This window comes from Rhodococcus wratislaviensis, assembly GCF_900455735.1.
Taxonomy (GTDB): Bacteria; Actinomycetota; Actinomycetes; order Mycobacteriales; family Mycobacteriaceae; genus Rhodococcus_F; species Rhodococcus_F wratislaviensis.
On sequence record NZ_UAUI01000006.1, the window covers coordinates 159,756 to 165,977 of the forward strand.

Below are 6,222 nucleotides of genomic sequence, written 5' to 3' on the forward strand. Positions count from 1 at the left end.
CCCGATGGTCCAGGCGCTGGTCGCGGGCGGTACCGGCACGGCGGGCCGGCAGGTGGTCAAGGAATTCCTCGCGCGCGGTCACTCCGTCCGGGTCCTGACCCGGCACGGCGGTGCGCCGGGCAGCGAGATCGCCCATTTCCACGGTGATCTCGTCACCGGTGACGGCCTCGCCGAGGCACTCGACGGTGTCGACGTCCTGGTGGACACCACCGACGGCAAGACCCGGGGAACTCGGGCCGTGCTCGAGAAGGGCGCCGAGAACCTGCTCGCCACCGCGGACGGTGCGGGCGTCGGACGCGCCGTCCTGCTGTCCATCGTCAACGTCGACCAGGCCGAGTTCCCTTATTACCAGGCGAAGCGGAAGCAGGAACGGGTCTACGAGGGTGCTGCGATGGCGACGACGATAGTGCGGTCGACCCAGTTCCACGACTTCATTCCCATGATCGCGAAGCCCGCGAGCCGGGCCGGGTTGATCCCCGCCTTCTCCAAGACGAGTTTCCAGACCATCGACACCAGGGATGTCGCGACCGCGCTGGTCGACGCCGCCCTGGCCGCGGAACCGGCGCCGGAGGGGCCGATCACCATCGGTGGACCGGAGGTGCGCACCGCCCGCGATATGACGACGGCGTGGAAGAAGGCCACCGGAACGCACGGATTCGTGGTGAACGTGCCCCTTCCCGGCGCGTTGGGTCGGTTCTTTCGGGACGGATCGAACCTGGTGCCCGACAATCGGTTCGGAACGATCACGTTCGACCGGTGGCTGGCCGACTCCGCGAACGCGGGCCGCTAGCCGCCGGCGAACGGCGGCAGCACGTCCACCTGCGCACCGGCGGTGCGGGTCAGATCGCGCGTCAATTCGGAGTCCACGAGGAACGCGGAGACCGACAGCACCTGCTGCATGTCGGGACCGTACTTGGCCAGGAGAAGCGCCTTCACCTGGCCGAGATCCGCGCCGGCCGGGAGGTCGAGAGTTTCCTTGGTGCAGCCCGCCGCGTCGGCGGCGGCTGCGAAGTACCGCACGGAAATGCCCGTCACGTCATCCACCGATTGCTCCCATGCTGCGTTGCGGCGGTGCGAAGCCGTCCGCGTTGATTCCGTGGCCCGCCCACTTGTTCCACATCGCGCCGCGCCACAACTGCGCCAGCTCCTCGTCGCCCGCACCCGACCGCAGGGCCGCCCGCAGGTCGATCTCCTGGTCGCTGAACAGGCAGGACCGTACCGTTCCCTCCGCCGTGAGACGGGTGCGGTCGCAGTCCGAGCAGAACGAGCGGGTGACGGACGCGATGATCCCGACCGTGGCCGGTCCACCGTCGACGAGCCACTCCTCGGCGGGCGCGGACGGATCTTCCCTCCCGTGTTCGGTGAGGGTGAACCGCTCGCCGAGGACGGCCAGCAACCGGTCGGCGGCGACCATGTTCTCGCGTGCCCACTCGTGATCGGCGTCGAGCGGCATCTCCTCGATGAACCGCAGCGCGACGCCCTCGCTCAGGCACCACTCCAGGAGATCGGCCGCTCCACTGAGAGTTTCGGGCATCAGCACCGCATTGATCTTCAGCGGCGCCAGTCCGGCGCGGGCGGCGGCGCGGATACCGGCGATCACCGACGGCAGACGGTCGCGCCGCGTCAGTCTCGCGAAGTGCTCACGATCGACCGAATCGAGGGAGACGTTGACCCGCGTCAGTCCGGCGCGGGCGAGCCCGGCCGCGCGGTGCTCGAGTCCGACCGCGTTGGTGGTCATCGCGAGCGGGACACCCGGCGCGCGCTCGGCGCACCCGGCGATCATCTGCTCGAGATCCACCCGCATCAGCGGTTCACCCCCGGTGAACCGCACCTCGCGCACACCGAGCCGGTGGACGGCGATGTCGACGAGCCGGACGATCTCGTTCGCGGTGAGGAGGTTCTCCGCGGGAATGGCAGGCAGACCTTCCTCTGGCATGCAGTACGTGCAGCGCAGCGAGCATTTTTCGGTGATGGACACCCGCAGGTCCCGCGCGACCCGGCCGAACCGGTCGACCAGCTGGTCGACGTCGGGCCTCCCCTCGAGCGAGACCGACGGCCGGACGGTCGGGATTCCCATCGCTACCGCCGTCATCGAGTTGCCTTTCCCTGCATCTGTCCAGTATGCCGCGAGGGGGTGACCGTTGTCCGGCGCGGGGCATGCGTCGCTCCGCTGGAGAGGTGCCTAGGATTGGTGACCATGGCCGGAGGAACATCGTGACCGCACGCTCTGTGGAGCAGCACGCCCAGCACGTCGCCGAACTCCTCGCGACGCTCCACGAGCGGCCGGCCGAGGAGATTCCGCTGGGCGAGGCACTCGGGCGCGCCCTCGCCGCCGACGTCCACTCCCCCGTCGACCTGCCGTTGTTCCGGAATTCGCAGATGGACGGATACGCGGTCGACGCCGCATCCGTCGCATCGGTCCCGGCCCTGCTGCCGGTGCTGGGTGTGATCGCCGCGGGACCGGCCGGCGCCACCACCCACACACCCGGGACCGCCTACCGGATCATGACCGGCGCGCCGATCCCCGACGGTGCCGATGCCGTCGTCCCGGTGGAGGACACGGAGGCCACGGACGGGCAGGTCCGCATCGAACGCTCGCGCACGGCGGGCGAATTCGTGCGCGAGCGCGGCAGCGACGTCCGCGAGGGCACGCTCCTGCTGCCCGCGGGCAGTGTTCTCGCCGCCCGGCACATCGCCGTCCTCGCCGCCGTCGGACTGCAGCGCGTCCCGGTGCGTCCCCGTCCCCGCGTCGCCGTGATCACCACGGGGGCCGAACTGGTGGATGCCGGAACTGCGCTGCACCCCGGGGAGATATACGACTCCAACGGAATCGCTCTCGCGTCGAGCGCCCGGGCCAACGGCGCCGAGGTCGTCTCGATCACCCGCAGCGGCGACGACCCGGCCGAGTTCCGCACCCTGCTCGCGGAAGCGACCACCACTGCCGATCTCGTCCTCACCTCCGGCGGGGTGTCGATGGGCGACTTCGAGGTGGTCAAGGAGACGCTCACGCCGCTCGGCGCACAGTTCGGTCACGTCGCGATGCAACCGGGCGGCCCGCAGGGCACCGCCGTCGTGGACGGCACGCCCGTCCTCAACTTTCCCGGGAACCCGGTGAGCACCCTCGTCTCGTTCGAGGTGTTCGCGCGTCCCGAGATCCGGCGCGCAGCCGGGCTCCCCCCGACGGAATCCGAGGAACTGCCGCTCGCCGCGGCCGTCACCTCCATTCCCGGCAAGCGGCAGTTCCTCCGCGCACGCCGCACAGACGCCGGAGTCGAACTCGTATCCGGCCCCGGTTCCCATCTCGTCGCCGCGATGGCATGGGCGGACGTCCTCCTCGACGTTCCCGCCGACGTCACCGCGCTCGACGCCGGCCAACTCGTGAAGGTGATCCCCCTATGACCGACCTGACGCACCTCGACAGTGAGGGCCGCGCCCGCATGGTCGACGTGAGCGCGAAAGCGGACACGACCCGAATCGCGGTGGCCGCGGGGCAATTGGTCACCACACCCGGGGTGATCGAACTCGTCCGGGCCGACGATCTGCCGAAGGCGGACGTTCTCGCGACGGCCAGGATCGCCGGGATCTCGGGGGCGAAGAAGACGTCCGAGCTGATTCCGCTGTGCCATCAGCTTGCGTTGTCCTCGGTGAAGCTGGAGTTCGGGTTCACCGAGAATGCCATCACCATCGAGGCCACCGCGAAGACGAAGGGCCCCACCGGCGTCGAGATGGAGGCCCTCACCGCCGTGGCGGTGGCCGGATTGACGTTGCACGACATGGTGAAAGCCGTCGACCCCGCCGCGACACTGGACGGCGTCCGGCTGCTCACCAAGGACGGCGGCAAACGCGGACACTGGACGCGTGAGCAGCAGAGCACCGGAACCCTCACGGTGACACCGCGATCCGCGGCCGTCCTGGTCGCCTCCACCGGTGGCGCGAGGGGCACCCGGGAAGACACGACCGGCCCGGTGATCGCGGCATGGCTCGAGGAGCGTGGCTTCACCACCCGGGGTCCGCTGGTCTACGCGGACGCCGACATCGCGGCCGGCCTCGCTGACGCATTGTCCGGCAATCCTGCGCTGATCATCAGCACCGGCGGCACGGGCGTCTCCCCCACCGACGCCACGCCGGAGGCCACCCGTGCGGTGCTCGACCGGGAACTACCCGGTGTGGCCGACGCCATCCGGAACCGCGGGACGGAGGTGACGCCGCACGCCTCGCTGAGCCGCGGACTCGCCGGTGTGGCGAACGGCACAGTCGTCGTGAATCTCCCCGGCTCGCCGGGTGGCGTCAAGGACGGATTATCCGTTCTCGATCCCCTCGTCGACCACCTTCTCGCCCAGGTCGCCGGCGGAGGTACGCACGATGCCTGACATCCTCGCCCAGATCTCGGATCAGCCCCTCGATCCCGCCGTAGTCGACGCGGCCGTGGCCGGGCCCGAGCACGGCGCCGTCGTGGTGTTCACCGGAGTCGTCCGCAATCACGATGGCGGACAATCCGTTTCGTCCCTCGAGTACCAGTCGCACCCCGACGCCGAGCGCTTCCTCCGCACCGTCTGCGAGGAGGTCGCGGCCTCTTCCGGACTTCCCGTGGCGGCCATCCACCGGGTCGGATCCCTCACCGTCGGCGACCTCGCGGTGGTCGCCGCGGTCGCCGCACCCCACCGTGCCGAGGCATTCGCCGCGTGCGCCGAACTGGTCGAGCGGATCAAGCACGAGGTACCCATCTGGAAGCGGCAGAAGTTCGCCGACGGGGCCTCGGAATGGGTGGGTCTGTGACTCCTCGGTCGGACCGTTGGGCCGCCACCGGGTACAGTGGCCATCACTAGGTGACCACGACGGTCACCCAGCGTCGTAGAACGCATTCAGTTCGGTCACCCGAATCCTGTTGGATGTGCACCACCGCATCCGCTCTTCTTACGGCGAAGAAGCTTGCCGACCGGCAACGCCGCCAACCTGTGCTCGAGCTCCGACGGAGACCTTCCGTATCGGCCCTCCGGGCACAACCCTGTGCCCGAAAGGCCTGACCACTTGTCTGACACACATACTCCCGACACGACGTTCGCCGCGCTCGGTGTCCGTGACCCCCTGGTGAAAGCACTCGCCGACAAGGGGATCACCTCCCCGTTCCCCATCCAGGTCGACACCCTCCCCGACACGCTGTCGGGCCGCGACGTGCTCGGCCGGGGAAAGACGGGCAGCGGTAAGACGCTCGCCTTCTCCATTCCGATGGTGTCCCGCCTCGCGGGCGAACTGTCGGGCGGAAAGCGCCGCCCGGGTCGCCCGGTCGGCCTGATCCTGGCCCCCACCCGTGAGCTCGCCACGCAGATCACCGCCACCCTCGAGCCCCTCGCAGCCGCCTACGACCTGCGGGTCACCACGATCTTCGGTGGTGTCTCCCAGAACCGTCAGGTGAGCGCCCTCAAGGCCGGCGTCGACATCGTCGTCGCGTGCCCCGGACGGCTCGAAGACCTGATGAAGCAGAAGTTCGTGAGCCTCGACGCCGTCGAGATCACCGTGCTCGACGAGGCCGACCACATGGCCGACCTCGGCTTCCTGCCCGTCGTCACCCGCATCCTCACCGCGACCCCCCAGCAGGGACAGCGGCTGCTGTTCTCCGCCACCCTGGACAACGGCGTCGACAAGCTGGTGAAGCGGTTCCTGAAGAACGAGGTTCTGCACTCGGTCGACGAGGCGAACTCGCCCGTCGCGGCCATGACGCACCACGTGTTCGACGTGGACGGCGTCGAAGCCAAGCGCAAGCTGGTCGAGCGGCTGGCCTCCGGAACCGGACGCCGGATCCTGTTCATGCGCACCAAGCACCAGGCCCGCAAGCTGGCCCGTCAGCTCACCGAGGCGGGAATCCCCTCGGTCGACCTGCACGGCAACCTGTCGCAGGCGGCCCGTGACCGCAACCTGGCGTCGTTCTCCGCCGGTGAGGCACGCGTGCTGGTGGCCACCGACGTCGCAGCGCGCGGCGTCCACGTCGACGACGTGCAGCTGGTCGTCCACGTCGATCCGCCCGCCGAGCACAAGGCATACCTGCACCGTTCCGGTCGCACCGCACGCGCGGGCAGCGCCGGCGACGTCGTGACGGTCGTGCTGCCCGAGCAGCGCAAGGACCTCGCCGTCCTCATGCGCAAGGCCGCGATCAAGGTGACCCCCGTCCGCAGCACCGCGGATTCCGCGCACGTGCTCGACCTGGTCGGCGACATCGCACCGCAC

General features: G+C 69.6%; 7 protein-coding genes. 5 read left to right on the forward strand and 2 right to left on the reverse strand.

What is annotated here, in order from left to right; translation table 11 throughout:
* Nucleotides 1–4 precede the first annotated feature (4 nt).
* On the forward strand, nt 5–790 hold the full coding sequence (locus DTA22_RS10870) for an SDR family oxidoreductase (protein ID WP_112299427.1): 786 nt from the start codon (nt 5–7) through the stop codon (nt 788–790).
* Here DTA22_RS10870 and DTA22_RS10875 read toward each other — a convergent pair.
* Both DTA22_RS10875 and moaA read right to left on the reverse strand, forming a co-directional pair.
* Nucleotides 787–1,044 carry a MoaD/ThiS family protein gene (locus tag DTA22_RS10875; protein ID WP_037245341.1) on the reverse strand — a complete coding sequence of 86 codons (258 nt, stop codon included), beginning with the start codon at nt 1,042–1,044 and terminating at the stop codon, nt 787–789. The genes DTA22_RS10870 and DTA22_RS10875 overlap by 4 nt on opposite strands.
* Nucleotides 1,037–2,092, reverse strand: a complete 1,056-nt coding sequence (gene moaA / locus DTA22_RS10880; RefSeq protein WP_112299428.1) for a GTP 3',8-cyclase MoaA — start codon at nt 2,090–2,092, stop codon at nt 1,037–1,039. Before moaA ends, DTA22_RS10875 begins: the two co-directional genes overlap by 8 nt.
* A 122-nt stretch (nt 2,093–2,214) precedes the next feature.
* Between moaA and DTA22_RS10885 the strand changes: the two genes are divergently transcribed.
* The 4 genes from DTA22_RS10885 to DTA22_RS10900 form a co-directional block, all read left to right on the forward strand.
* Nucleotides 2,215–3,399: a molybdopterin molybdotransferase MoeA gene (locus tag DTA22_RS10885; RefSeq protein WP_112299429.1), complete on the forward strand. Its 1,185-nt coding sequence runs from the start codon at nt 2,215–2,217 to the stop codon at nt 3,397–3,399.
* Nucleotides 3,396–4,370 carry a bifunctional molybdenum cofactor biosynthesis protein MoaC/MoaB gene (gene moaCB / locus DTA22_RS10890; RefSeq protein WP_112299430.1) on the forward strand — a complete coding sequence of 325 codons (975 nt, stop codon included), beginning with the start codon at nt 3,396–3,398 and terminating at the stop codon, nt 4,368–4,370. Before DTA22_RS10885 ends, moaCB begins: the two co-directional genes overlap by 4 nt.
* On the forward strand, nt 4,363–4,776 hold the full coding sequence (locus DTA22_RS10895) for a molybdenum cofactor biosynthesis protein MoaE (RefSeq protein ID WP_112299431.1): 414 nt from the start codon (nt 4,363–4,365) through the stop codon (nt 4,774–4,776). The genes moaCB and DTA22_RS10895 overlap by 8 nt, the downstream gene beginning before the upstream one ends.
* A gap of 252 nt (nt 4,777–5,028) precedes the next feature.
* On the forward strand, nt 5,029–6,222 hold a 1,194-nt coding region (locus DTA22_RS10900), incomplete at its 3' end, for a DEAD/DEAH box helicase (RefSeq protein ID WP_174233787.1).

Bases quoted from the DNA above. Each gene is read 5' to 3' on its own strand.
- DTA22_RS10870 (WP_112299427.1), top strand. From the start codon at position 5: ATGGTCCAGGCGCTGGTCGCGGGCGGTACCGGCACGGCGGGCCGGCAG.
- moaA (WP_112299428.1), bottom strand. From the start codon at position 2,092: ATGACGGCGGTAGCGATGGGAATCCCGACCGTCCGGCCGTCGGTCTCG.
- moaCB (WP_112299430.1), top strand. From the start codon at position 3,396: ATGACCGACCTGACGCACCTCGACAGTGAGGGCCGCGCCCGCATGGTC.
- DTA22_RS10895 (WP_112299431.1), top strand. From the start codon at position 4,363: ATGCCTGACATCCTCGCCCAGATCTCGGATCAGCCCCTCGATCCCGCC.